This window comes from Pseudoxanthomonas sp. SGNA-20 (assembly GCF_003931635.1).
GTDB lineage: Bacteria > Pseudomonadota > Gammaproteobacteria > Xanthomonadales > Xanthomonadaceae > Pseudoxanthomonas.
Genome location: NZ_RRYK01000010.1, coordinates 1 through 22911 on the forward strand (window position 1 = coordinate 1; position 22911 = coordinate 22911).

A 22911-nucleotide genomic window follows, 5' to 3' on the forward strand; every position below is an offset into this window, starting at 1 on the left:
CGTTGCTTGCCCGGATGGAGTGGCACCATCCGGGCATCCCGGCCCAGCCACGGGCCCCGGCCGGAAACGACGAAGCCCCGCAACGCGGGGCTTCCTCTTGCGCCGGCCACGGTGCGCGGGCAACAAAAAACCCCGCCGGGGCGGGGTCTTTCGTCTGCTTCGCTGTGGCACCGCTGGCGCTCCCTAGGGGACTCGAACCCCTGTTTTAGCCTTGAGAGGGCCACGTCCTAACCGCTAGACGAAGGGAGCGTTGTGCGGGTGTTCCCAGCGAAGGCGCGCTAGTATATTCACCCGCCAGCCGGACGGCAATGCCCCCGGCGAAAAATTTTTCCAGCCAAGTCCACGGAAGCACTCCCATCGATCCGCAAGCCATCCCGCAACCTGTCCTGCGCAGCGTTCCGCGCGACCAGCACCCGATCTCACGCAAGGACATAAGCCCCAACGCCCTGCGCGTGCTCTACCGGCTGCGCGAGGCCGGCTTTGGCGCGTTCCTGGTCGGCGGCGCGGTCCGCGACCTGCTGCTGGGCATGCACCCCAAGGACTTCGACGTGGCCACCGACGCCACGCCCGAGCAGGTCAAGCAGCTGTTCCGCAACTGCCGCCTGATCGGCCGCCGCTTCCGCCTGGCCCACGTGGTGTACGGGCGCGAGATCATCGAGGTGGCCACCTTCCGCGCCAACAGCGACGACGGCAGCGGCGACCGCGAGATCGAGGACGGGCGCCTGGTCCGCGACAACGTCTACGGCACCATCGAGGAGGACGCGGTCCGCCGCGACTTCACCTGCAACGCCCTGTACTACGCGATCGAGGATTTCTCGGTGCGCGACTACACCGGCGGCTTCGAGGACGTGCTGGCGCGGCGCATGCGCCTGATCGGCGATCCGGAAACCCGCTACCGCGAGGACCCGGTGCGCATGCTGCGCGCGGTGCGCCTGGCGGCCAAGCTGGGCTTCAGCATCGACCCGCCCACCGCCGAGCCGATCCCGCGCCTGGCCGGGCTGCTGGCCGAGGCCGCCCCGGCGCGCTTGTTCGAGGAGATGCTCAAGTTGTTCCTGTCCGGGCATGCGGTGGCCAGCTTCGAGGGCCTGGAGCGCCACGGCCTGTTGCCGGCGCTGATGCCGGAGACCGCGGCCGCGCTGCGTTCCAACCGCAGCGGCGCATTGCGGCGGATGGTCCTGCAGGGGCTGGCCGGTACCGACGCCCGCGTGGCCGCGGACGAGCCGGTCTCGCCGGCGTTCCTGTTCGCGCTGCTGCTGTGGCCGGCGTACTGCCGCGCCCTGGCCGGGCTGCAGGCGCAGGGCATGCCGGCCGAGGAGGCGCAGCGCCGCGCCGCCGACCGGGTGACCCTGCACCAGGTGCAGACCATCGCCCTGCCCAAGCGCTTCTCCCTGCCGATGCAGGAAATCTGGCTGCTGCAGTCGCGCTTCTCCACCCGCCAGCGCAAGCGCGTGTTCCGGCTGCTGGCGCACCCGCGCTTCCGCGCTGCCTACGACTTCCTGGTGCTGCGCCTGGCCGCCTCGGAGAACCACGCCGCCGACGTGGAGTTCTGGCGCGAGGCCCAGTGCAGCTCCGGCGACGCCCTGGCCGCCAGCCTCGAGGCCGGCGGCGGCGAGGAGGGCGACCTGGAAGGCGCGCCGCGCCGGCGCCGCCGCCGGCGTCGCCGCGGGACTGCCGCCGCCTCCGAATGAACACGCCGGTCCGCGCCTGCATCGGCCTGGGCGCGAACCTGGGCGAGGCCGCCGCCAGCGTGCGCGCGGCCTTCCCGGCGCTGGACGCCTTGCCCGGTACCCGCCTGCTGGCGGCCTCGCGGCTGTACCGCACCCCCGCCTGGGGGCGCACCGACCAGCCGGACTTCATCAACGCCGCGGCCGTGCTCGAGACCACGCTGCCGGCGCCGGAGCTGCTGGCCGGGTTGCTGGACATCGAGCGCCGCGCCGGCCGCGTGCGCGGCGGCGAAGCCACCCGCTGGGGCCCGCGCATGCTCGACCTGGACCTGCTGCTGTATGGCGACCAGGTATTGGACCTGCCCGGCCTGCAGGTGCCGCACCCGTACCTGCACCAGCGTGCCTTCGTGCTGGTGCCGCTGGCGGAGATCGCCCCGGAGGCGCCGATTCCCGGGCACGGCACGGTCGCCGCGGCCCTGCGTACGGTCGATGCTGGCGGGGTGGAACCGCTGGCGCCGGGCTGAAGCCACGCCCGCGGGACGCTGCGTGACCGATGGCAGCCGGGGCAGGGCGGGGTTTTGCGCGATAATGCGCGGCTTGCCGAACCGGATACCGAAATGAGCGTACATGCCGAGCAAAAGCCCTGGACCGTCCCCGCGCTGGCCGAGGCCAAGCGCCAGGGGCGTCGCCTGGCGATGCTGACCGCGTACGACGCCGGCTTCGCCCGGGTCATGGACCAGAACGGGATCGACCTGGTGCTGGTCGGCGATTCGCTGGGCATGGTGGTGCAGGGCCACGACTCGACCCTGCCGGTGACGGTGGCCGACATGGCCTACCACACCGCGGCCGTGGCCCGCGCGCTGAAGCAGGCGCTGCTGCTGAGCGACCTGCCGTTCCAGTCCGATGCGACCCCGGAGCGGGCGCTGGACGCCGCGGTGGCGCTGCTGCAGGCCGGCGCGCAGATGGTCAAGCTGGAAGGCGCCGGGCCCAAGCTGGAGGTGATCCGCTTCCTCGCCGGGCGCGACATCCCGGTGTGCGCGCACCTGGGCCTGACCCCGCAGTCGGTGCTCAAGCTCGGCGGCTTCAAGGTGCAGGGTCGCGAGGAGCAGGCCGCGGCGCGGCTGCGCGCCGACGCCCTGGCGGTGCAGGAGGCCGGCGCCTCGCTGCTGGTGCTCGAATGCGTGCCGACCCCGCTGGCGCAGCAGATCACCGCTTCGCTCGACATCCCCACCATCGGCATCGGCGCCGGCCCGCACTGCGACGGCCAGGTGCTGGTGCTGCACGACTTCCTCGGGCTGGACAGCGGCCACCGCCGCCCGCGCTTCGTCAAGGATTTCCTGGCCGAAGGCGGCTCGGTGGCCGGCGCCGTGCGCGCCTACGCCGAGGCCGTGCGCGACGGCAGCTTCCCCGACGCCGCGCACGCCTACGCCTGAGCCTTTCCCCCTCTTCCTGGCAGTACCGATGATCGAAACCATTACCGAACTGGACGCGCTGCGCGAACGCGTGCGCGGCTGGAAGCGCGAGGGCCTGCGCGTGGGCTTCGTGCCCACCATGGGCAACCTGCACGCCGGCCACTTCTCGCTGGTGCGGCTGGTCCGCCAGTACGTGGACCGCGTGGTCTCCAGCGTGTTCGTCAATCCGACCCAGTTCGGGCCCAACGAGGACTTCACCCGCTACCCGCGCACGCCCGACGCCGACACCGAAGGCCTGGAGGCCGCCGGCTGCGACGTGCTGTGGCTGCCGACGGTCGAGTCGATGTATCCGTTCGGCGTGGAGCTGGCCTCGAAGGTGCACGTGCCGGGCGTGAGCCAGGTGCTGGAGGGCGAGTGCCGCCCCGGGCACTTCGACGGCGTGTGCACCGTGGTCAGCCGCCTGTTCAACCAGGTGCAGCCGGACGTGGCCGCGTTCGGGCGCAAGGACTACCAGCAGCTGGCGGTGATCCGGCAGCTGGTGGCCGACCTGCAGTTCCCGATCGAGATCGTCGGCGGCCCGATCGTGCGCGAGGCCGACGGCCTGGCGATGAGCTCGCGCAACCAGTACCTGGGGCCGGAGGAGCGGCCGCGCGCGGCCACCATCCACCGCGTGCTGTGCGCGATGCGCGACGCCCACCTGGCCGGCACCCCGCGTGCCCGGGTGGAGGCCGATGGCCGCGCCGCCCTGGTGCAGGCCGGGTTCGAGGTCGACTACGCCGTGCTGCGCCGGCCGGACCTGTCCGAACCGGCCGAGGGCGAGGCAGGCCCACGGGTGGCGCTGGTCGCCGCGCGCCTGGGCAGCACCCGCCTGATCGACAACCTCGAGTTCTGAGCCGGCGGGCCGCCCGGCCCGCGGCCAACCTACGTTTCGCATGCAACGGCCTGTCCCGCATGCGCCGCTTGCCCGTGGTCGCACCGCCGCCGCGGGCATTGCTACCATCCAAGACCCGGAGTCCCCCCATGCACCTGACCCTGCTCAAAGCCAAGATCCACCGCGCGACCGTCACCCACTCCGAGCTCAACTACGAGGGCTCGGTGGCGATCGACGGCCTGCTGCTGGACGCCACCGGCATCCGCGAGTTCGAGCAGGTGCACGTGTGGGACGTGACCAACGGCGCGCGCTTCACCACCTACGCCATCCGCGCCGACGAGGGCAGCGGCATCATCTCGCTCAACGGCGGCGCCGCGCGCCACGTGCAGGTGGGCGACCTGGTGATCATCGCCGCGTTCGCGTCGATGGACGCCGCCGAGGCCGACGCGTTCCAGCCGAAGCTGGTGTACGTGGACGGCCAGAACCGCATCACCCATACCAACCACTCCATCCCCAAGCAGGCTGCCTGATGACGACATCCGCCCCCGGTCTCGACACCCTCCAGTCCCACGCCGCGCGTCTTTCCGGCGCCAGCATCGCCGGGCTGCTGAAAGACGAACCGGGGCGGGTGGAGGCCCACGCGCTGCAGGTCGGGCCGCTGTACGCGACCTTCGCCCGCCAGCGCTACGACGCCGCGGCCTGGGACGCGCTGCTGCAGCTGGGTCGCCAGCTCGAGCTGCCGGTCGCGTTCCGGCGCCTGTTCGACGGCGAGAAGATCAACCTGACCGAGGGCCGCTCGGTGCTGCACACCGCGCTGCGCGGCGACCTGTCGCAGGCGCCGGTGGCGCGCGAGGCGTACGAGACGGCGGCCGCGGTGCGCCAGCGCATGTACGCGCTGGTGCGCGAGCTGGAGGCCAGCGAGGTCACCGACATCGTCAGCGTCGGCATCGGCGGCTCGGACCTGGGGCCGCGCCTGGTGGCCGACGCCCTGCGCGGCGCGCTGCCGGGCCGCTTCCGCGTGCACTTCATCTCCAACGTCGACGGCGCCGCCGCGCAGCGCGTGCTGGCACCGCTGGACCCGAAGCGCACCGCGGCGGTGTTCATCTCCAAGACCTTCGGCACCCAGGAAACCCTGCTCAACGGCGCCATCGTGCGCGACTGGCTGGACGGCAGCGGGCGCATCTACGCGGTCAGCGCCAACCCCGAGCGCGCCGCCAAGGCGTTCGACATCGCCGCCGAGCGGGTGCTGCCGATGTGGGACTGGGTCGGTGGCCGCTACTCGCTGTGGTCGGCGGTCGGCTTCCCGATCGCGCTGGCGATCGGCACCGAAGCCTTCGACCAGCTGCTGGCCGGCGCGGCCGAGTTCGACCGCCACGTGCTGGAAGCGCCGCTGGAAGCCAACCTCGCCGTGCGCCACGGCCTGACCGCGGTGTGGAACCGCAATGCGCTGGGCCTGGCCTCGCACGCGGTGCTGACCTACGACCAGCGCCTGGCCCTGCTGCCGGCCTACCTGCAGCAGCTGGTGATGGAATCGCTGGGCAAGCGGGTCAAGGTCGACGGCAGCCCGGTCGATGGCGACACCGTTCCGGTGTGGTGGGGCGGCGCCGGCACCGACGTGCAGCACAGCTTCTTCCAGGCCCTGCACCAGGGCACCGGCATCGTCCCGGCCGATTTCATCGGCACCGTGCGCAACGACGACCCGTACGCGCAGAACCACGAGGCGCTGCTGTCCAACCTGCTGGCGCAGACCGAGGCCCTGGCCAACGGCCAGTCCAGCGAGGATCCGCACCGCGCCTACCCGGGCAACCGCCCCAGCACCACCATCCTGCTGGAGTCGCTGACCCCGCGTTCGCTGGGCGCGCTGCTGGCCATGTACGAGCACAGCGTGTACGTGCAGTCGGTGGCCTGGGGCATCAACGCCTTCGACCAGTTCGGCGTGGAGCTGGGCAAGCAGGTGGCCAATACCCTGCTGCCGGCGCTGCGCGGCGAGAGCCAGGCCTCCGACCCGGTGACCGCGGCGCTGATCGCGCGCCTGCGCGGCTGAGCCGGCGCGGCAGCCAGGGCTGCCGGTACGCGAGGGGCGTCCGCCGCGAGGCGGGCGCCCTTCGTCCATGTAGCCCCGGGCGTGGCCGGCACCGGGAGGCGGCCGGCTTCAGTCCCGCTGCTGCGCCAGGTATTCCTGCAGCAGCGCCAGCTGCTCCAGCGCCTCCGGGTGCCCGGCGGCGGCCGCCGCCCGCACCTGCTCCAGGTCCGGATGCCGCACCACCAGCACGATGTCCTCGCAGCGCGGGCACAGGTACTCACTGAGGTCCTCGTGCGGCTCCAGCACCATGGCGCGGCTGTCGCCCTCCCATTCGCAGGCGGCGCAGACGACCGCGCGCTCGCGCCAGCCGGGCTGGAAGTAGTCGTCGATCAGCAGGGTCACGGTGGAGTCCGGTCGGGGGGCAGGCGCTGGGCGAACAGCCAGTCCCACATCGCGGGATCGGCATAGGTCGCGTCCCAGGCATTGTGGTTGCCTTCGGGGTATTCGGTATAGCGGAAATCCGCGCCGGCCTGGCGCGCGAGCTGGTACACGCGACGGGTGTCGTGCGGCAGCACCACGTCGTCGCGCGCGCCATGGAACATCCATACCGGCAGGTGGCGCAGGCGCTGCACCAGTGCCGCATGCGGGTCGGGCTCGCCGGCCACGGGCGTGACGTAAAGGGTAGGGCGCACTGCGCGCGGCGCGAGCACGCCGGCGCACACCGGCACCAGCGCGGCGAAGCGGTCAGGTGCCAGCAGGGCGACTTCCCAGGTGCCATAGCCGCCCATCGACATGCCGGTGGCGTAGGTGCGCGCCGGGTCGCCGCCGAACTCGGCGCTGGCCGCGTCCAGCGCCGCCAGCGCCATGCGCGCGTTGGCCCCGGTCCATTCCTCGCCCCGGCGCACCTGCGGCATCACCACCAGGGCCGGGAAGGCGCCGGCATGGCGGCGCAGGTACGGGCCCAGGCCGGCCGTGGTCTGGGCCTGGCCGTCCTCGCCGCGCTCGCCGGAACCGTGCAGGAACAGCACCACCGGCAGCGGTCCGCCGCGGCGTGCCGCGGCCGGCACGAACACCGCGTAGCGGTGGACGCGTCCCTCGAACTCCAGCTCGCGCTGGACGAAGCCGCCGGTGTCCGGCAGCGATGGCGGGGTCTGGCAGGCACTCACGGGCAGGCAGGCAAGCAGGACAAGCAGCCAGAGTAAACGGTACGGATGCATCGGTGCTCCTCCGCGGCGGGCATCCATTGTGGACGCCGGCGGAGCAAGCCGCAGTGAGCGCTGCGACGCCTGCACTCCCGGAAACGGCACGGCCCCACCGGAGCGGGGCCGTGCCGGCGGCGTCGGGACCGGGCTCAGAAGGCGCGGCGGTAGCCGGCGCTGATGTACACGTCGTCGGCGTGGCCGGCACCGTGGTCGGCGCCCACGTCCAGGCTCCAGTGCGAGCGCGCCGAGCGGGCGTAGTCCAGTCCGGCGGCCGCGCGCGCGCCGTGTTCCGGCACCTGCTGCCCGCTGACCGGGACCAGCACCCCGGGGGCTTCGGCGAACCAGGCCGGGAAGCCGGCATCGGTGTCGCCGGACAGCCAGCGCCCGGCGGCCAGCCCGTGCAGCGACAGGCGGTCGCGGACCAGGCGCAGGCGCAGGCCCAGCTCGCCGTAGCGGACTTCGCTGGCATCCGCGTCGGCGCGCAGTTCCAGGCCCTGTCCGCCGGCCTCGTGCAGCGCGCCCTGGCGGTGGCGGATCCAGCCAGCAGCGACGAACGGGGTCACGCCGGCATAGACCTCGCGCCCGGCCTCCAGGCGCGCGCTGAGGGTGGTATCGGTGTGGCCGCCGGACACGGCCATGGCCTGGTCGCCGACGAGTACCGTGCGGTGGGTATCCACCGAGGCGCGCTCGTAGCCCAGGCTGGCGGACAGGTAGCCGCTTTCGGTGGCCAGGCGCGCGTACAGGTCCAGGCCGGCGGAATCGGCATCGAAGCCGCCGCCGATCGCGTCCAGGTCGGCACGGCTGCGCCCGCTGTTGAGCGCGGCGCCGGCCAGCAGCGGGCCGAAGGCGTGGTCCACGCCGGCGGTGAAGCCGGTGGCGTGCCAGTCGGCATCGGCAAAGCCGGGCCGCTCGAATGCGCCCGCCTGGGCAGTGGCGCTGCCCCAGAAGCCGGCGGCTTCCGGTTCCAGCAGGGCCACGCGGTCGGCCAGGCGCTGGGTGGCGGCCACGGCCTGCTGCACCGCCACCGCGCGCGCGGTGCCGTGCACCTCGGCGGCCAGGCTGGCCAGCGAGGCCTCGGCCTCGGCGGGCGTGGGCACGCTGGCCAGCTTGCCGACCAGGTCGATCAGGGCGTCGTTGCCGCCACCCGGCTGCAGGCCGGCGGGTGGTCGAGCAGGCCGTCGGCCATGCGCGCGCCGTCCACCACTGCCTGCGGCGCGCCCAGCGCGCTGGCGGTGCTGGCGGCGCTGGTGCGCTCCAGCCTCGCGTCCAGGCTGTTGCTGCCGTAGTCCAGCTGGGCGGTGTAGAAGAAGCCGCTGCCGTAGGTGACTGCGGAGAACGCGCCGGTATGCGAGCGGTAACCCATCAGGCGCTCGCTGCTGCCCACCGGGTAGCCCGGGGCCGGCGCCAGCAGGTGCAGGGTGCCGGCGAGGTTGGCCTGGCCCTGCACTTGCAGCGGCTCGCCGATGGCGATGGCGGTGGTGGCCTGGGGGCTGGCGGTGAAGTCGCCGCCGATCCGTCCGGCGCCCTGGAACACCGCGCCGTTGCCGACGCGCACGCTGCCGGCGGTGCCGCGGGGCATGCCCAGATGGCCGCCCTGGACGTGGGTCAGGCCGGTGTAGCTGTTCTGGCCGGTCAGCCACAGGCTGCCGGCGCCGGTCTTGGTCAGGCCGCCGCTGCCGCCGATGTCGTTGGCGAAGGCGTAGCTGCCGGAGGGGACGTGGGCGGTGAAGGTGTCGGTGAACGCGCCGGGGCCGCGCACGGCCTTGTTGGCGTTGAGCAGGCCCCAGCCGTACACCGCGTCGACGCCCGGCTGGCCCAGGTCGGTGGCCGTGGTCAGGATGGTCTGCTGCACGTTGCTGGCGCTCATCCACGGGAACGCCTGCCACACCATCGCCGCCGTGCCGGTGACCGCCGGGGCGGCCAGCGAGGTGCCCGAGGCGCGGCCCTTGAACTGGGTGCCGTCCACGCCCGGCACCGCGACCAGGCCCGGGGCCACCAGGCACCAGGAGGCGGCGCTGCCGCAGGCGTTGCTGTAGTCGGCCAGGCCGGTGGCCTTGCCGCTCTTGTCGAGGTCCACCGCTGCCACCACCAGCAGGTGCCTGTTCCATTCCTGCATGAAGCGCGGCATCAGCGAAGTGGTGGACGGCTCGGGGCTGGAGTCGTTGCCGGCCGCCGCGACCAGCAGGCCGTCCACGTCGATCACGCCGCGCAGCCACTGCGCGTAGCCCTCGGCCTGGCGGCGCAGGTTGTCCTCGTCGGTGGCGGTGGTGCCCACCGACCAGTTGTACAGGCGCACGCCGCGGCTGCCCATGTCGGCGATGGCGTCGCGCGCCATGTCCGCGGTGCACCAGTTGTTGTAGCAGGTGACGCCCCAGTACAGCTCCGCTTCCGGGGCGACGCCGCCGCCGAAGCCGCTGACCGCGCGGCCGGCGAGGGCCGCGGCCACGACCGCGCCGTGGCCGTAGCTGTCGTATTCGCTCTTGCCGGTGTAGTCGCGGTACCAGGCCACGCGGCCGTCGAGGGGGGCGTAGGCCACTTCGTGCTGGCCGTCGAGCAGGCCGACCTTGACGCCCTTGCCGGTCAGGCCGGCCTCGTGCGCGGCGAGCGCGCCGGTGGGCACCAGCAGGTTGTCCTGCACGCCCTTGTAGCGGTAGTGGCAGGACTGGGCCGAGCCCGCGCTGCTGCAGTCGGTGCCCGGCAGCGGGTCCGGCTGCGCCGGCGTGGCCGGCTGGCTGGGCTGGGACGGCTGCGACGGGGCGGGTCGTGCCGGCTCGGGGGCAGCCGGCGGGTTGGACTTGGTTCCACCGCCGCCACCGCAGGCCGACAGGGCCAGGGCCAGGGCCAGGGCCACGGTGAGCGGGGCACGCTGCAGCTTGGACACTTGCTACCTCACGCTTGCGGTTCCGGCCTGTCGCCGCCGCCGCCCGGGGGAGGAGCTGCTGCTTGCGCGAGCGGGCGGCGGCGACAGTGCAGCCGCGCGGACCGGGGGGATTGCGGGCTGCACCGCTTGGGTCGGCGCGGACCGGCGGCTCTGGAGGACGCAGTGCACAATTCCGTATTCAGGTTTCTGTCGATTGCGTGAAATGGGACAACGGCCACATTGGTGCGGGGCGCTCCGGGCGCCTCGCCGTGGGCGTCTGCGGGGCGCCACCGCCCGTGACAGCGACCGGATGCGGTGCGGCAGGTGCAGGGGCTGCCGGGGTTGGCACGCAAGGCGGAGGGGAGCCCGGCAGAAGGGAGCCCGGGGGAGGGAGCGCAGGCGGCGCCAGCAGCAAGGGGGCGGCCCGAGGGCGCGGCGGGGAAGAGCCAGGAGCGCCAACGCGCCTGGCCAGGTGCCAAGGGGGGACTGCCAGGGCACGACCGGACGGCCGGGGCGCAGGGGGGCGCCGCCGCTCCGGGTGGCGCGGCCAGCGGGCAAGGATGATCAGCGCGTGGCGGCGGCTGGCCGGCCCGGCTCCGGCGGCGGCAGTTCGTGGCGGATGCGCAGGAAGCGGGGGAAGCGAGGCAGGCCGTTGCCGGTCAGGCCGCTGTAGCGGTAGGTGACCCAGCTGCCCACCGGAGGCGGGGCCTCGCGCTGGGCGTCGCTGAAGCCACTGCCGATGCGGAACTGGCGGCCGTCGGCGGTGCGCACCAGCAGCGCGCCCATGCGGCCGTGGTGGCGGCCCTTGCCGGGGAGGTGGGCGAGGACCTGGGCCTCGGCGTCTTCGTGTGGCTTGTACTTGAACAGGGTGTCGCTGCGTCCGGATCGGTACAGGCCGTCGGCCCGATGCAGGACCAGGCCTTCGCCGCCGGCGGCGACCACCCGCGCCAGTTCCGCGTCCAGCGCCGCGGCCGAATCGAACCGGCGCTGTTCAACCAGGGCCAGGGTCGGGCTGCGCGCGGCGGCCACCAGCTCGCGCATGCGCTGCAGCCGTTGCGCGAACGGCCCGGGGTGCGCGGGCAGGTCGAACAGCATGAAGCGCACGCCCTGCCAGTCCGCGGCGGTGCCGCCGACGCGGCGGACCAGGGCGCCGAGCTCGTCGAAGCGGCCGCGGCCCAGCCACAGTTCGCCATCCATGGGCTCGGCCGGCCAGCCGCGGGTGAACCCCGCGGGCGCGGGGACTGGCGCGCCACCGCGGGTCCATAGCCGGCGCCCGTCCCAGCGCGCACGCACGCCGTCCAGCTTCTCGCTGACCAGGAAGGCGTGCACCGGCTGGTCGCCGCGCCAGGTCGAGGCCAGCATCGGCGCGGGCGTGGCCGGGGCCGCCGGCAACGTGGCGGCAGGCAGCAGGCAGAGCAGGGCGAGCAGCAGCAGGCGCATGGGCAGGGCGGTGGTCCGCGGGGACCGCAGCTTCCCGCGTTGCGCGGGCGCGCGTAATCGGGCGCTGCCGGCGCCGGCTGTAGGAAAGCCTTGTGGCGTGCTGTCGGCACGCACCGCGCGGCTGGGCGGGCGGCAAACGGTCCGCGCGGCGTGCCGTGGGGTGGCGCAGGCGGTGTTGGCCGGGCGGGAACGCGGCTGCGGCCGGGGCGCGCTGCCGCAGGCGGCACGAAGCGGGGAAGGAATGCAGAGCCGGGCCCGACCGGTACCCGGGCAACCGTGGCTTCGTGGCTGGCGCCGGCCTGGCCGGGGCGTTCAGTGCAGCAGGATCGCCGTGGCCAGGCCGAGGAAGCAGAAGAAGCCCATCACGTCGGTGACCGCGGTGACCACCACGGTGCCGGCTACCGCCGGGTCGATGTTCATCCGCCGCAGCAGCAGAGGCAGCAGCACGCCGGCACTGGCGGCGGCGCAGAAGTTGATCACCAGGGCCAGGGCGATCACCAGCGACAGCACCGGGTCGCCGAACCACAGCAGCGCGATCAGGCCGACGATGCCGCCGATCAGCACGCCGTTGATCAGGGCGACGCGGATCTCCTTCCACATCAGGATGCCGGCGTTGCTCGAGCCCACCTGGCCCAGGGCCAGGCCGCGCACCATCAGGGTCAGCACCTGCACCGCGGCGTTGCCGCCGATGCCGGCCACGATCGGCATCAGCACCGCCAGTGCCACCACCTTCTCCAGGGTGGCCTCGAACTGGCCGATCACGCCGGCGGCCATGAAGGCGGTGAACAGGTTGATGCCCAGCCACACCACGCGGCCGCGCACGGCGCGCTTGACCGGCGAGAACAGGTCCTCGTCCTCGTCCAGGCCGGCGGCGCCCAGTGCCTGGTGCTCGGCCTGCTCGCGGATGATGTCGACCACGTCGTCGATGGTGATGCGGCCGAGCAGGATGTTGTTCTCGTCCACCACCGGGGCCGAAACCCAGTCGTGGTCGGAGAAGCGGCGCGCCACTTCCTGGGCGCTCTCGCCCACGTCGATCGCCGGCTGCTCGTCGTCGATCAGGCGGTTGATCGGGGTGGAGTCCTCGTGGGTCACCAGCGCGGCCAGCGAAACCCGGCCCAGGTACTGGTGGCGGCGGCTGACCACGTACAGGTGGTCGGTGTGGTCGGGCAGCTCGCCGCGCAGGCGCAGGTAGCGCAGGACCACGTCGACGTTGACGTCGGCGCGCACGGTGACCACATCCGGGTTCATCAGGCGGCCGGCGGTGTCCTCCGGGTAGGACAGCACCTGCTCCAGCCGTTCCCGGTTCTCGCGGTCCATCGACTTGAGGACCTCGTCAATCACCGTGTCCGGCAGGTCCTCGACCAGGTCGGCCAGGTCGTCGATGTCCAGGTCCTCGACCGCCGCGACCAGCTCGTCCGGGTCCATGTCGGCGATCAGGCTCTCGCGCACCTCGTCGCCGACGTGCAGCAGCACCTCGCCGTCGTCCTCGGCGTCGACCAGGCCCCACACCACCTCGCGCTTGCCCGGCGGCAGCGATTCCAGCAGGTTGCCGATCTCGGCGGGGGAGAGGGTGTTGACCAGCCGCCGCACCGGGCCGAGCCGGCCGCTGTCCAGCGCGTCGGACAGCAGGCGCAGCTGGCGCGCGGTCTTGTCGTGGCGGACGGCTTCGGCCATGCGCGGCTCCGGGTTGGGGGCGATGCCGCAACGGGAGGCGCGCGGCAGGTCAGGCGTTCATGGCAGGCATTATCCCCCGCGCCCGTCGCGTTTGGATAGGGTCAGGCCGATTCCAGCCAGCGCTCGATGCCGCGCCGGTCGCGCGCCTGCAGCAGGCGAGGGGCGCGTTCCTGCAGCCGTGCCAGGTCGCATTCGCGGATGGTGCGGCGCAGTTCCAGCAGGCCGGCCGGATGCAGGCTGAACTCGCGCAGGCCCAGGGCCAGCAGCAGCGGTGCCAGGCGCGGGTCGCCGGCCATCTCGCCGCACACGGCCACCGGCACGCGGTGCTCGGCGCCGGCGCGCAGCACGTGCGCAAGCAGGCGCAGCACGCCCGGGTGCAGCGGCGAGTACAGGTCGCCGAGGGCGTCGTTGTTGCGGTCCACCGCCAGCAGGTACTGCACCAGGTCGTTGGTGCCCACCGAGAGGAAGTCGACCGCGTCGGCCAGGCCGTGCACGCCGATCGCCGCGGCCGGCACCTCGATCATCGCCCCCAGCGGCGGCACCTCCGCGGCGATGCCGCGGCGGCGCACCGCGGCCACCGCGCGGCGCAGGCGGCGGCGCACGATCAGCATTTCCTCGCGGCAGGAGACCATCGGCACCAGCACCCGCACCGGGCCGTAGGCCGAGGCGCGGACGATGGCGCGCAGCTGGGTGTCGAACACCGCGTCGTACAGCAGCGACAGGCGCACGCCGCGCACGCCCAGCGCCGGGTTGGCCTCGTTGGCCAGGGCCAGGCCGGCGCGGTCGGCCTTGTCCGCGCCCAGGTCCAGCGTGCGGAAGGTGACCGGGCGCCCCCCCATGGCCAGGACCGCGTCGCGGTAGGCCAGGTACTGCTCTTCCTCGCCCGGCGACTCGCGGTCCTGCAGGAACAGGAACTCGGTGCGGTACAGGCCCACGCCGGCCGCGCCGAGCGCGTGGGCGCGGGCCACGTCCTCGCGCGACTCGGCATTGGCGTACAGGGCGATGTCGACCCCGTCGCGGGTGCGGGTGGGCTTGCTGCGCAGCCGCTCCAGGTCGCGCCGCTCGCGCTGTTCGCGCTGCTGCAGCTCGCGGTAGCGGCGCAGGTCGGCGGCGTCCGGGTCCAGCACCAGCTGGCCGCTCTCGCCGTCGACCATCAGCACGTCGCCATCGTTGATCCGCGACAGCGCCTCGGCCGCGCCGACCACCAGCGGCATGTGCAGGCTGCGGGCGAGGATGGCGGTGTGCGACAGCGGGCTGCCGCCGGCGGAGACGATCGCCACCACGCCCTGGGCCTGCAGCTGGGCCAGCTCGGACGGGGCCACGTTCTCGCACACCAGGACCTCGCCGGCGGTGCCGCGCGGCAGCGGGTCGTGCTTGTGCAGGTGGGCGTTGACCCGGCCGATGATGTGGTCCAGGTCGTCCAGGCGGGCCCGCAGGTAGGGGTCGTCCATGGACTGGAACACCGCGGCCAGGCGGTCGCGCTGCACGCGCAGGGCGTAGCCGGCCGAATAGCGTTCCTGCTGGATCAGGGCCTCCAGCGCCTGCACCAGCTCCGGGTCGTCCAGCAGCAGCGCGTGCAGGTCGATGAATTCGATGGCTTCCTTCGACAGCGCGCCCTGCAGCTTCTCGCGCAGGGTGCGCATCTCGGCACGGGTGGCCTCCAGGGCCCCGTGCAGGCGCGCGGCCTCCTCCTTGACCCGCGAGGCCGGCAGCCGCTGCTCGGTCACCTCCAGCGCGTGCGGGAGGCGGACCCGGGCCCGGCCCAGGGCCAGGCCGCGGGAAGCGCCATGCCCGGCGAAGGCCAGCCTCATCCGGGCGTCCCCCTGGACGGGCGCGGCGACGCGTGCTGGCGGCCCGGCCCGCGCATGGCTCAGGCGTCCTCGTCGAACCGGTTCTCGAACAGATCGACCACGGCCTGCATCGCCTCGGCCTCGTCGACCCCGTCGGTGCGCACGGTGACCGGGGTGCCCTGGCCGGCGGCCAGCAGCATCACCCCCATGATGCTCTTGGCGTTGACCTCGCGTCCCTTCGCCTGCAGGGTCACGGCGCAGCGGAAGGGTGCCAGCGCCTGGACCAGCTTGGCGGTGGCCCGGGCATGCAGGCCCAGGCGGTTGGACACGGTGAGTTCACGTTCAAGCATCGTCGATGATCGCTCCATTGCGCGCGCCCGCCGCCGCGGTGGCGGGCAGTTCGTCCAGTCCCTGTTCCGGATAGTTCATGACCCGCAGCAGCATTGGCAGGCTCAGCGCCGAGACCCGACGGACCGGCGTGCCGAGCCTTGCCACCTGGGCGGCGAGGTTGCTGGGGCTGGCGCCGTACAGGTCGGTCAGGACCAGCACGCCGTCGCCCCCGTCGACCCGCCGCAGCGCCGCGGAGGCGGCCGGCAGGAGCTGGTCGGGGTCGGCGTCGAACGGGACCTCGAAGGCTTCCGCCTTCAACGGCAGCTTGCGCAGCAGGGCCGTGGCCACGGCCAGGAGGGCGCTACCGACGCCGGGATGGGTGATCAGGAGGATGCCACATGCCATGGCGGGAAGTTAACAGAGCACCCCGACCGCCGTCGCGCCTTTCCGCGCGGCGGTGCCGCCGGCGGCAGCGGCGGGGGCTCAGTCCTGCTCGCGGTGGTAGGTGGCGACCTCGTTCCAGCCCTGTTCGCGGGCGTGGGCGGCCAGGCGCTCGGCCAGGTACACCGAGCGGTGCTTGCCGCCGGTGCAGCCGAAGGCCACGGTCACGTAGGCGCGGGTGTCGTTGCGCAGGCGCGGCAGCCAGGTGTCCAGGAACTCCGCCACCTGGCGGGCGTAGGCGTCCACCTCCGGCTGGGCATCCAGGTAGTCGCGCACGCGCTGGTCGCGGCCGGTCAGCGGGCGCAGCTCCGGCTCCCAGTGCGGGTTGGGCAGGACCCGGGCATCGAACACGAAGTCCGCCTCCTCCGGCACCCCGCGCTTGTAGGCGAAGGACTCGAACAGCAGGGACAGGCCCGGGCTGTGCTCCAGGGCGAAGCCGGTGATGACCTGGCGCCGCAGCTGGTGCACGTTGAGGTGGCTGGTGTCGATCACCGCGTCGGCCTCGCGCCGCAGCGGGGCGATGATCTGGCGCTCGCGCGCGATCGCCTCCGGCAGCGACAGGCCCAGGCGGCTGAGCGGGTGGCGGCGGCGGGTGTCGGCGTAGCGCCGCAGCAGGATGTGGTCCTCGGCCTCGAAGAACAGCAGGCGCGCGTCCACGCCCAGCGACCCGGCCGCGGCGCGCCACTCGGCCAGGCGGCCGAGGTCGTCCTTGCGGCTGCGCACGTCGATGCCCACGGCCATGCGCTCGGGCAGGCCGTCCTCGCGCACCAGCGAGCCGACGAAGGCCGGCAGCAGCTCCAGCGGCAGGTTGTCGACGCAGTAGTAGTCCAGGTCCTCGAAGGTCTTCAGCGCCACCGACTTGCCCGAGCCGGACAGGCCGCTGACGATCACCAGGGTGGGGCGGGTGGTGGTGGTCATGAGCCGCGGCGCTCCAGCAGGTTGCTGTGCCGGGCGATGAACATCGCCGCCGGGTCGATGCCCTTGGTGCGCAGGATGTGCAGGCGGGTCGCCGCCTCGGTGAGCACGGCCAGGTTGCGGCCGGGCATCACCGGCAGGGTGATCAGCGGCACGTCCAGGTCCAGCACGTGGCGGGTGCCGGAGTCGCCGGTCAGGCGCTCGTAGCCGTGCGGCGAGGGCTCGGTCATCGGCCGGGTCAGGTGCACGATCAGGCGCAGGTACTTGTTCTTCTTGACCGCGGTGTCGCCGAACATCTCGCGCACGTTGAGCACGCCCAGGCCGCGCACCTCCAGCAGGTCCTGCAACAGCTCCGGGCAGGTGCCGTCGAGCACGTCCGGGGCGATCTGGGTGAATTCGGGGGCGTCGTCGGCGACCAGGCGGTGGCCGCGGCTGAGCAGTTCCAGCGCCAGCTCGCTCTTGCCCGAGCCGGCCTCGCCGGTGATCAGCACGCCGATGGAATAGATCTCCATGAACACCCCGTGCAGGGTCACGCGCGGGGCGAGGGTACGGGCCAGGTGGTAGGAGAGGTGGTTGAGCAGCTCGTGGCCGCGCCGCGGCGAGACCCACAGCGGGGTATCGGTCTCCTCGGCGGCCGCGCGCAGGTCCTCGGGGCAGGACTGGTTCTTGCTGATCACCAGCGCCAGCGGCCGGGCCTGGATGATCTTCTCGATGGTTTCCCAGCGCTGGCGCGAGTCCAGCGAGTCGAGCCAGGCCAGTTCCTCGCTGCCGAGGATCTGCACCTTGTTGGGGTAGATGGCATTGAGGTAGCCGGCCAGCGAGGGGCGGCGGGAATTGGTGTCGCCGGAGTCGATCTCGCGGGACCCGCCCTTCTGGCCGGCCAGCCAGCGCAGCGACAACTTGTCCTGCTGCTGCTCGAACAGTTCGCGTGCGGTGATGCTGGCATTCCTCATGCGGCCCGGGTCCTTCTGGCAGGGGTCGCGTGATTGTCGCCCAAACGGGCTCGCGCGTCCCGGCCGGGCGGGTGCCGGCCGGGCGGCGGGGGCGGGTCAGCCGACGTCCGGGAGGACGCGGGGCGCCTGGTAGTCCTGGTTCTTTTCCTTGTGCTTGAGGATCTGGCGGTCCAGCTTGTCCGCCAGCAGGTCGATGGCCGCGTACATGGTCTGGGCCTCGGCCTCGGCGTGCAGGGTACGGCCCGGGACGGAGAGGTCCGCGGCCGCGCGGTGGGAGGGCTTGCGCAGGCCGAGCTGCACGCGGGCGGCGATCGGCTGGTCGAAATGCCGGTCGAGCCGACGCAGCTTCTCCTCCACGTAATCGCGCAGGGCCGGGGTGATCTCCAGCTGCTGGCCGTACGTTTCGATGCGCATCGTGAACCTCCTTTGTGGTTGCCGCTGTGGGCGGCCCCGCACGATGCCGGTCACGCGCCTAGCCGATGCGGACCCGCTCGTGCGACGCCGGAATGTTCATGAGCTCACGATACTTCGCCACCGTGCGCCGCGCCACCGGCACGCCCGACTGCTTGAGCAGGTCGGCCAGCTTGGCGTCGGAAAGCGGCTTGCGCGGGTTCTCGTCGTCGATCAGGCGGCGGATCATGGCCTGGATCGCGGTGCTGGAGGCCTCGCCGCCGCTGTCGGTGTCGATGCCGGAGGCGAAGAACGCCTTCAGCGGCAGGGTGCCGCGCGGGGTGCGCACGTACTTGCGGGCGATGGCGCGGGAGACGGTGGATTCGTGCAGGCCCAGCTCGGCGGCGACCTCGCGCAGGGTCAGCGGACGCAGCGCCTGTTCGCCGAACTCCAGGAACCCGGCCTGCTGGCGCAGCAGGCAGCGCACGACCTTCAGCAGGGTCTCGCCGCGCGCCTCCAGGCTCTTGAGCAGCCAGCGCGCCTCCTGCAGCTGGCCGCGCAGGTAGCCGGCGTCGCTGTCGCCGCAGCGCCGGATCAGCTGTTCGTAGCCGCGGTGGATGGCGACCTTCGGTTGCGCCTGCCGCGACAGCGCCGCCTTCCACACCCCGCGCTGGCGCCAGATGATGCAGTCGGGCACGACGTAGCTGTCGTGTTCCAGTTCGGCCATGCGCTTGCCCGGGCGCGGGTCCAGCGAGCGCACCAGCTGCACCGCCTGCTCCACGTCGCACGGCGGCGCGCGCAGTTCCTGGGCCAGGCCCTCGGTGCCGATCTTCGGCAGCCGCTCCAGCGGCGCGGCGACGATGCGCAGGGCCAGGGCGCGGCCGGGGGTGCATTCGGGCAGGACTTCCAGCTGCAGGCGCAGGCACTCGCCAAGGTCGCGCGCGCCCACTCCGGGCGGATCGAAGCGCTGCAGCTGGTGCAGCACGGTGAGGATCTCCTCCTCGCTGGCGCGGGTTTCCGGCAGCAGCGCCTCGGCGATGGACGCCAGCGGTTCGCGCAGGTAGCCGTCCTCGTCCAGGGCGTCGATCAGCATGGCGCCGATGCGGCGGTCGCGCGCCGACAGCGGCGACAGGTGCAGCTGCCACAGCAGGTGGTCGGCCAGGGTCTCGGTCCCGGCCATGCGCTCGGCCGCGTCGTCGCCGTCCTCGTCGTAGCCGCCGCCGGATGCCTGCCAGGCGGGCTCGTCCGGCGCCCAGTCCTCGCCCTCGGGCGGGACATCGTCCGAGGGCGCGGCAGCCGCGCCGTCGCCGTCGCCCGCGGCGACCGGCTCCTGGTAGGCCTCGTCGGCCCACTCCAGCAGGGGATTGGTCTCGATCGCCTCGGCGACCTCGGCCTGCAGCTCCACCGTGGACATCTGCAACAGGCGGATGGCCTGGCGCAGCTGCGGCGTCATGACCAGGCTCTGTCCCAGCGATGTCTGCAGCCGTGCCTTCATGTCCCTGCCAGAAAGGAAGCCTGGGGCTGCCGGGCCAGGGGGTCAGAGGCGGAAGGTGTCCCCGAGGTAGACCCGGCGCACGTCCGGGTTGGCCAGCAGTGCGTCCGGGGCCCCCTGCGCCAGAACGCGTCCCTCGGCGAGGATATACGCACGGTCGCAGATTCCCAAGGTCTCGCGCACGTTGTGGTCGGTGATCAGCACGCCGATGCCGCGGTTCTTGAGGTGGGTGACGATGCGCTGGATCTCGCCGACCGAGATCGGGTCGACGCCGGCGAACGGCTCGTCCAGCAGCATCAGCCGCGGCCTGGCGGCCAGGGCGCGGGCGATCTCGCAGCGCCGGCGCTCGCCGCCGGACAGGCTGGCGCCGAGCTGGTCGGCGACGTGGCCGATCTGCAGCTCGTCCAGCAGCGAGGACAGCTCGGCTTCCAGCGCGTCGCCGTCCTTGAGGTCCTCGCGCAGCTCCAGCACCAGGCGGATGTTGTCGGCCACGGTGAGCTTGCGGAACACCGAGGGTTCCTGCGGCAGGTAGCCCACGCCCAGGCGGGCGCGGGTGTACATCGGCTCGGCGGTGATGTCGCGGCCATCGAGCACGATGCGCCCGGTGTCGGCGGCGACCAGGCCGACGATCATGTAGAAGCAGGTGGTCTTGCCGGCGCCGTTGGGGCCGAGCAGGCCCACCACCTCGCCGGCGTCGAGCGAGAGGCCGAACTCGCGCACCACCTCGCGCTGCTTGTACTTCTTGCGCAGGCCTTCGGCGACGAGCATCAGTTGCCTTCCTTGTTCTGCTGGGCGCGTGGCTGGATCACGGTGCGCACGCGGGTGCCGTCGCCGCCGCTCTGCATCTGGCCGCTGGCCATGTTGTAGACCATGCGCTGGCCGCTGTTGCTGCCGCGCGGGGATTCGACCGTGTAGTTGCCGGTGAGCGTCAGCAGCTCCTTCTTCGGCTCGTAGACGATGCGGTCGGCGCGGGCGTTCATGGTCGCGCCGTCGTCCATCTCCTGGCGCATCGTGGCCTGCTTGCCGGTCAGCACCACCTGCTCGATCTCGCCGCCGCGCTGCACGATCTCGGCGCGCGCGGCGGTGATGTGCAGGGTGCCCTGCACGATCTCGACGTTGCCGGTGAAGACGCAGCGCGAGTCTGCGCTGGCCTGGCTGCAGTCGGAGTTGTCCGAGTCCAGCGTCATCGGCTGGTTGCGGTCCGAGCTCTTGCCCAGGGCGGTGGAGGACAGCGTGGCCAGCGCCAGCACGGCGAGGGCGGCGGTCCGGGACTTAAGGGCGCGCGGAAGGTTCATAGCGAGTCCTGACCTGGGAAAGGAGGCGGTACTGGCGGGTCTTGAGGTTGGCTTCCATGCCGTTGCCGGTCTGCAGCAGGCCGGGGCGGGTGACGCGCACCGGGCGGTCGGTGCGCGCCAGGTCCTGCGCCGGGAGGAATTCCAGCACGTCGGTGCGGAAGCTGCTCGGGGCGGGGCTGGCCGGGTCGCTGTCGCCGGCGACGTTGCCCTCCAGGCGCAGCAGCTCGCCGTCGGCGCTGATCCAGCCACGCTCGGCCGACAGCCGCCACGGCCCGGGCTCGGCGGGGGCCAGGAACAGCGGCTGCTCCAGGTCCATGCTCTCGTCCTCGCGGCGCTGCAGCTCCGGCGACTGCACCCGCACCGACTCCAGCCCGTCCTTGCCGAGGATCACCAGTTCGAAGTCGCGCAGCACGTAGTCCGAGCGCTCGCCGGTGGCGGCCGCCGGCGCCTCGCGCCCGCGTATCTGCCAGGCAGACCAGCCGGTGGCCGCGGCGGCCGCCAGCAGCACCAGGCCCAGGAGCAGGCGCCAGTTCATGCCCGGCGTCCGTCGCGCGAGCCGTGCCCGGCGAGGATCGCCGGCACGTGGCCGTGCGCCGCCAGCAGCACGTCGCAGACCTCGCGCACCGCGCCTTCCCCGGCGCGGCCGCGGGTGCGCCAGTGGACCCGTTCGGCGATCCACGGATGGGCGTTGGCCGGCGCCACGGAGAGGCCGGCCACGCACAGGCAGTCCAGGTCCGGCAGGTCGTCGCCGACGAAGCAGGCCTGTTCGCGCGCCAGGCCGTGGCGGGCCAGCAGTTCGTCCATGCAGGCGAGCTTGTCGGCCACGCCGATGTGGGTTTCCAGGCCGAGGTCGGCGCCGCGCTTCTGCGCCACCAGGCTGGGGCGGGCGGTGATCAGCGCGACGTGGAAACCGAAGCGGCGCAGCTGCACCAGGCCCTGGCCGTCGAGCACGCTGAAGGACTTCATCTCGTTGCCGGCGGCGTCGAAGTACAGGCGGCCGTCGGTGAGGGTGCCGTCCACGTCCAGGCACACCAGCCGGACCTGGCGCGCGCGCTCGGCGATTTCCGGGGGGACGAGGGACAGCGGGTCGTAGGCCACGATCGGTTCCGGGGACATGGGGCGGTTAAACCACGCGTGCTCGCAACAGGTCGTGAACATTGAGCGCGCCCACCGGGCGCTGCTCGGCGTCGACCACGATCAGGCCGTTGATGCGGTGGCGCTCCATCAGGTGCGCGGCCTCGGTGGCCATCTGCCCGGCGTCGATCGTGCGCGGGTTGCGGGTCATGACCTCGGCGATCCGCGCCTGGCGCACGTCGATGCCGCGGTCCAGGGCGCGGCGCAGGTCGCCGTCGGTGAAGATCCCGGCCAGGCGTCCGTCGGCGGCGGCGATCGCGGTCATCCCCAGGCGCTTGCGGCTCATCTCCACCAGCGCCTCGGCCACGCTGGCGTCCTCGCCGACGCAGGGCAGTTCCTCGCCGCCGTGCATCACGTCGGTGACGTGCAGCAGCAGGCGCCGGCCGAGGCTGCCGGCCGGGTGCGAACGGGCGAAGTCGTCGGCGGTGAAGCCGCGCGCCTCCAGCAGCGCCACCGCCAGGGCGTCGCCCATGGCCAGCGAGGCGGTGGTGGAGGACGTCGGGGCCAGGTGCAGCGGGCAGGCCTCGGCCGGCACGCCCACGTCCAGGTGGATGTCGGCCTCGCGCGCCAGGGTGGACTGCGGGCGGCCGGTCATCGCGATCACCTTGTTGCCCTGGCGGCGCAGGGCCGGCAGCAGCATCAGCACCTCGTCCGACTCGCCGGAATAGGACAGCGCCAGCACGATGTCCGCGTCGGTGATCATGCCCAGGTCGCCATGCCCGGCCTCGCCGGGGTGGACGAAGAACGCCGGGGTGCCGGTGGAGGCGAGGGTGGCGGCGATCTTGCGCGCCACGTGCCCGGACTTGCCCATGCCGGTGCAGACCAGGCGCCCGCGCGAGGCCAGGATCAGCCGGCAGGCGCGGGCGAAGTCCTCGCCGACCCGCTGCCCGACCGCTTCCAGGGCCTGGGCTTCGACCTGGAACACGCGCCTGCCGGCGGCGGCCAGCTGCGCGGGTTCGGCGGATGACTCGGCGGCTGCGCTCATGTATCGGCCCGGGAGCGGCCCGGATTCGCTAGACTAGGGT

At 72.9% G+C, this 22911-nt stretch carries 24 protein-coding genes and 1 tRNA gene; 6 read left to right on the forward strand and 19 right to left on the reverse strand.

Features of this window, described 5'->3' with window-relative positions; genetic code table 11:
- Nucleotides 1-174: 174 nt before the first annotated feature.
- A tRNA-Glu gene (locus EIM48_RS13775) sits at nt 175-249 on the reverse strand.
- A gap of 59 nt (nt 250-308) precedes the next feature.
- On the opposite strand from EIM48_RS13775, the gene pcnB reads away from it, so the two are divergent.
- From pcnB to pgi, 6 genes are all read left to right on the forward strand, one after another.
- Nucleotides 309-1688 (forward strand): polynucleotide adenylyltransferase PcnB, encoded by a 1380-nt coding sequence (gene pcnB / locus EIM48_RS13780; RefSeq protein WP_125111908.1) that lies wholly within the window; start codon nt 309-311, stop codon nt 1686-1688.
- Entirely contained in the window at nt 1685-2188 is a 504-nt protein-coding gene (gene folK, locus EIM48_RS13785; protein ID WP_019397454.1) for a 2-amino-4-hydroxy-6-hydroxymethyldihydropteridine diphosphokinase, read from the forward strand. Before pcnB ends, folK begins: the two co-directional genes overlap by 4 nt.
- Before the next feature lie 93 nt (nt 2189-2281).
- On the forward strand, nt 2282-3097 hold the full coding sequence (panB, locus tag EIM48_RS13790; protein ID WP_019397455.1) for a 3-methyl-2-oxobutanoate hydroxymethyltransferase: 816 nt from the start codon (nt 2282-2284) through the stop codon (nt 3095-3097).
- 28 nt (nt 3098-3125) lie between these two features.
- Nucleotides 3126-3968, forward strand: coding sequence for a pantoate--beta-alanine ligase (gene panC / locus EIM48_RS13795; RefSeq protein ID WP_019397456.1), 843 nt, complete (start codon nt 3126-3128; stop codon nt 3966-3968).
- Nucleotides 3969-4096: 128 nt separating this feature from the next.
- Nucleotides 4097-4477, forward strand: coding sequence for an aspartate 1-decarboxylase (gene panD, locus EIM48_RS13800; RefSeq protein ID WP_019397457.1), 381 nt, complete (start codon nt 4097-4099; stop codon nt 4475-4477).
- The gene (pgi, locus tag EIM48_RS13805) at nt 4477-5991 is read left to right on the forward strand and encodes a glucose-6-phosphate isomerase (protein ID WP_125108303.1); all 1515 of its coding nucleotides are present in this window, start codon (nt 4477-4479) and stop codon (nt 5989-5991) included. Before panD ends, pgi begins: the two co-directional genes overlap by 1 nt.
- Before the next feature lie 108 nt (nt 5992-6099).
- On the opposite strand, the gene EIM48_RS13810 is transcribed toward pgi, so the two are convergent.
- From EIM48_RS13810 to EIM48_RS13895, 18 genes are all read right to left on the reverse strand, one after another.
- On the reverse strand, nt 6100-6372 hold the full coding sequence (locus EIM48_RS13810) for a hypothetical protein (protein WP_028915348.1): 273 nt from the start codon (nt 6370-6372) through the stop codon (nt 6100-6102).
- Entirely contained in the window at nt 6369-7187 is an 819-nt protein-coding gene (locus EIM48_RS13815) for a prolyl oligopeptidase family serine peptidase (protein WP_125076935.1), read from the reverse strand. The genes EIM48_RS13810 and EIM48_RS13815 overlap by 4 nt, the downstream gene beginning before the upstream one ends.
- A 134-nt stretch (nt 7188-7321) precedes the next feature.
- Entirely contained in the window at nt 7322-8269 is a 948-nt protein-coding gene (locus EIM48_RS15380) for an autotransporter outer membrane beta-barrel domain-containing protein (RefSeq protein ID WP_158675220.1), read from the reverse strand.
- Nucleotides 8270-8295: 26 nt separating this feature from the next.
- Nucleotides 8296-10053 (reverse strand): S8 family serine peptidase, encoded by a 1758-nt coding sequence (locus tag EIM48_RS15725; protein ID WP_305000371.1) that lies wholly within the window; start codon nt 10051-10053, stop codon nt 8296-8298.
- 543 nt (nt 10054-10596) lie between these two features.
- Nucleotides 10597-11472, reverse strand: a complete 876-nt coding sequence (locus tag EIM48_RS13830; protein ID WP_125111910.1) for a DNA ligase — start codon at nt 11470-11472, stop codon at nt 10597-10599.
- Nucleotides 11473-11784: 312 nt separating this feature from the next.
- A complete protein-coding gene (gene mgtE, locus EIM48_RS13835; RefSeq protein WP_019397463.1) occupies nt 11785-13146 on the reverse strand; it encodes a magnesium transporter in 1362 nt (453 codons plus the stop codon).
- 101 nt (nt 13147-13247) lie between these two features.
- A complete protein-coding gene (ptsP, locus tag EIM48_RS13840) occupies nt 13248-14957 on the reverse strand; it encodes a phosphoenolpyruvate--protein phosphotransferase (RefSeq protein ID WP_125108301.1) in 1710 nt (569 codons plus the stop codon).
- Between the two features lie 59 nt (nt 14958-15016).
- Nucleotides 15017-15286: an HPr family phosphocarrier protein gene (locus tag EIM48_RS13845; RefSeq protein WP_028915345.1), complete on the reverse strand. Its 270-nt coding sequence runs from the start codon at nt 15284-15286 to the stop codon at nt 15017-15019.
- Entirely contained in the window at nt 15279-15671 is a 393-nt protein-coding gene (locus tag EIM48_RS13850; protein WP_019397466.1) for a PTS sugar transporter subunit IIA, read from the reverse strand. The genes EIM48_RS13845 and EIM48_RS13850 overlap by 8 nt, the downstream gene beginning before the upstream one ends.
- Before the next feature lie 78 nt (nt 15672-15749).
- Nucleotides 15750-16625, reverse strand: a complete 876-nt coding sequence (gene rapZ / locus EIM48_RS13855) for an RNase adapter RapZ (RefSeq protein WP_164514589.1) — start codon at nt 16623-16625, stop codon at nt 15750-15752.
- The gene (gene hprK / locus EIM48_RS13860) at nt 16622-17575 is read right to left on the reverse strand and encodes an HPr(Ser) kinase/phosphatase (RefSeq protein WP_019397468.1); all 954 of its coding nucleotides are present in this window, start codon (nt 17573-17575) and stop codon (nt 16622-16624) included. The genes rapZ and hprK overlap by 4 nt, the downstream gene beginning before the upstream one ends.
- Nucleotides 17576-17671: 96 nt before the next feature.
- Nucleotides 17672-17989 carry a ribosome-associated translation inhibitor RaiA gene (gene raiA / locus EIM48_RS13865; RefSeq protein ID WP_019397469.1) on the reverse strand — a complete coding sequence of 106 codons (318 nt, stop codon included), beginning with the start codon at nt 17987-17989 and terminating at the stop codon, nt 17672-17674.
- A gap of 58 nt (nt 17990-18047) precedes the next feature.
- Nucleotides 18048-19460: an RNA polymerase factor sigma-54 gene (locus tag EIM48_RS13870; protein WP_125111911.1), complete on the reverse strand. Its 1413-nt coding sequence runs from the start codon at nt 19458-19460 to the stop codon at nt 18048-18050.
- A gap of 42 nt (nt 19461-19502) precedes the next feature.
- Nucleotides 19503-20225 carry an LPS export ABC transporter ATP-binding protein gene (gene lptB, locus EIM48_RS13875; protein WP_125111912.1) on the reverse strand — a complete coding sequence of 241 codons (723 nt, stop codon included), beginning with the start codon at nt 20223-20225 and terminating at the stop codon, nt 19503-19505.
- Nucleotides 20225-20752 (reverse strand): lipopolysaccharide transport periplasmic protein LptA, encoded by a 528-nt coding sequence (gene lptA, locus EIM48_RS13880; protein ID WP_026010262.1) that lies wholly within the window; start codon nt 20750-20752, stop codon nt 20225-20227. The genes lptB and lptA overlap by 1 nt, the downstream gene beginning before the upstream one ends.
- Nucleotides 20730-21287, reverse strand: a complete 558-nt coding sequence (gene lptC, locus EIM48_RS13885; RefSeq protein WP_125111913.1) for an LPS export ABC transporter periplasmic protein LptC — start codon at nt 21285-21287, stop codon at nt 20730-20732. Before lptC ends, lptA begins: the two co-directional genes overlap by 23 nt.
- On the reverse strand, nt 21284-21850 hold the full coding sequence (locus EIM48_RS13890; protein ID WP_026010263.1) for a 3-deoxy-D-manno-octulosonate 8-phosphate phosphatase: 567 nt from the start codon (nt 21848-21850) through the stop codon (nt 21284-21286). Before EIM48_RS13890 ends, lptC begins: the two co-directional genes overlap by 4 nt.
- A 25-nt stretch (nt 21851-21875) precedes the next feature.
- Nucleotides 21876-22871 (reverse strand): KpsF/GutQ family sugar-phosphate isomerase, encoded by a 996-nt coding sequence (locus EIM48_RS13895; protein WP_019397475.1) that lies wholly within the window; start codon nt 22869-22871, stop codon nt 21876-21878.
- Nucleotides 22872-22911: the final 40 nt, after the last annotated feature.

Bases quoted from the DNA above. Each gene is read 5' to 3' on its own strand.
- pcnB (WP_125111908.1), top strand. From the start codon at position 309: ATGCCCCCGGCGAAAAATTTTTCCAGCCAAGTCCACGGAAGCACTCCC.
- folK (WP_019397454.1), top strand. From the start codon at position 1,685: ATGAACACGCCGGTCCGCGCCTGCATCGGCCTGGGCGCGAACCTGGGC.
- panB (WP_019397455.1), top strand. From the start codon at position 2,282: ATGAGCGTACATGCCGAGCAAAAGCCCTGGACCGTCCCCGCGCTGGCC.
- panC (WP_019397456.1), top strand. From the start codon at position 3,126: ATGATCGAAACCATTACCGAACTGGACGCGCTGCGCGAACGCGTGCGC.
- panD (WP_019397457.1), top strand. From the start codon at position 4,097: ATGCACCTGACCCTGCTCAAAGCCAAGATCCACCGCGCGACCGTCACC.
- pgi (WP_125108303.1), top strand. From the start codon at position 4,477: ATGACGACATCCGCCCCCGGTCTCGACACCCTCCAGTCCCACGCCGCG.
- EIM48_RS13815 (WP_125076935.1), bottom strand. From the start codon at position 7,187: ATGCATCCGTACCGTTTACTCTGGCTGCTTGTCCTGCTTGCCTGCCTG.
- EIM48_RS13830 (WP_125111910.1), bottom strand. From the start codon at position 11,472: ATGCGCCTGCTGCTGCTCGCCCTGCTCTGCCTGCTGCCTGCCGCCACG.
- mgtE (WP_019397463.1), bottom strand. From the start codon at position 13,146: ATGGCCGAAGCCGTCCGCCACGACAAGACCGCGCGCCAGCTGCGCCTG.
- ptsP (WP_125108301.1), bottom strand. From the start codon at position 14,957: ATGAGGCTGGCCTTCGCCGGGCATGGCGCTTCCCGCGGCCTGGCCCTG.
- EIM48_RS13845 (WP_028915345.1), bottom strand. From the start codon at position 15,286: ATGCTTGAACGTGAACTCACCGTGTCCAACCGCCTGGGCCTGCATGCC.
- EIM48_RS13850 (WP_019397466.1), bottom strand. From the start codon at position 15,671: ATGGCATGTGGCATCCTCCTGATCACCCATCCCGGCGTCGGTAGCGCC.
- rapZ (WP_164514589.1), bottom strand. From the start codon at position 16,625: ATGACCACCACCACCCGCCCCACCCTGGTGATCGTCAGCGGCCTGTCC.
- hprK (WP_019397468.1), bottom strand. From the start codon at position 17,575: ATGAGGAATGCCAGCATCACCGCACGCGAACTGTTCGAGCAGCAGCAG.
- raiA (WP_019397469.1), bottom strand. From the start codon at position 17,989: ATGCGCATCGAAACGTACGGCCAGCAGCTGGAGATCACCCCGGCCCTG.
- EIM48_RS13870 (WP_125111911.1), bottom strand. From the start codon at position 19,460: ATGAAGGCACGGCTGCAGACATCGCTGGGACAGAGCCTGGTCATGACG.
- lptB (WP_125111912.1), bottom strand. From the start codon at position 20,225: ATGCTCGTCGCCGAAGGCCTGCGCAAGAAGTACAAGCAGCGCGAGGTG.
- lptA (WP_026010262.1), bottom strand. From the start codon at position 20,752: ATGAACCTTCCGCGCGCCCTTAAGTCCCGGACCGCCGCCCTCGCCGTG.
- lptC (WP_125111913.1), bottom strand. From the start codon at position 21,287: ATGAACTGGCGCCTGCTCCTGGGCCTGGTGCTGCTGGCGGCCGCCGCG.
- EIM48_RS13895 (WP_019397475.1), bottom strand. From the start codon at position 22,871: ATGAGCGCAGCCGCCGAGTCATCCGCCGAACCCGCGCAGCTGGCCGCC.